Here is a 1,016-nt window from a genome sequence, read left to right on the forward strand (position 1 = left end):
CATGCCGGCGGGCGCGGCAAGGGCAAGTTCAAGGAGGCCGGGGCCGGCGACGCGGGCGGGGTGCGGATCTCGAAATCGGTGGAAGAGGCCGCCGACGAGGCGCGGCGCATGCTGGGCCGGACGCTGGTGACCAAGCAGACCGGGTCGGCCGGCAAGCAGGTCAACCGCATCTACATCGAGGACGGCGCGGGGATCGAGACCGAGATGTATCTCGCGCTGCTGGTCGACCGGGTGAGCAGCCGGGTCAGCTTCGTGGCCTCGACCGAGGGCGGCATGGATATCGAGGAGGTGGCCGAAAAGACGCCCGAGAAGATCCTCAGCCTGTCGGTCGACCCCGCCACCGGCTACCAGCCCTTTCACGGCCGCCGGATCGCCTTCTCGCTGGGGCTGTCGGGCGGGCAGATCAAGCAATGCGTGGCGCTGATGGGCACGCTTTACAAGATGTTCATCGACACCGACATGGAGATGCTCGAGATCAACCCGCTGATCGTCACCGACCGGGGCGATCTGAAATGCCTCGACGCCAAGATGAGCTTCGATTCCAACGCCCTCTACCGCCACGCGGATATCGGCGAGCTGCGCGACACCACCGAGGAGGACAGCAAGGAGCTCGAGGCCTCGAAATACGACCTCAACTATATTGCCCTCGACGGCGAGATCGGCTGCATGGTCAACGGCGCGGGCCTTGCCATGGCGACGATGGACATCATCAAGCTTTACGGGGCGGAACCGGCCAACTTCCTCGACGTGGGCGGCGGGGCGACCAAGGAGAAGGTCACCGAGGCGTTCAAGATCATCACCTCGGATTCCAACGTGAAGGGCATCCTGGTCAACATCTTCGGCGGCATCATGCGCTGCGACGTGATCGCCGAGGGCGTGGTCGCCGCGGTCAAGGACGTGGGCCTGACGGTGCCGCTGGTGGTGCGGCTGGAAGGCACGAATGTCGAGAAGGGCAAGGAGATCATCCGCAATTCCGGCCTCAACGTCATCGCCGCCGACGACCTCAAGGACGGCGC

General features: G+C 65.1%; 1 protein-coding gene. It reads left to right on the top strand.

The window, feature by feature from the left end; all coding sequences use genetic code 11:
• Nucleotides 1-1,016: ADP-forming succinate--CoA ligase subunit beta (gene sucC, locus V8324_RS22010; protein WP_336422014.1), on the top strand; the 1,016-nt coding region annotated here is incomplete at both ends.

Origin of the sequence: Roseovarius sp. D22-M7, from assembly GCF_037083785.1 — a bacterium.
In the GTDB taxonomy this organism is placed as follows: Bacteria; Pseudomonadota; Alphaproteobacteria; order Rhodobacterales; family Rhodobacteraceae; genus Roseovarius.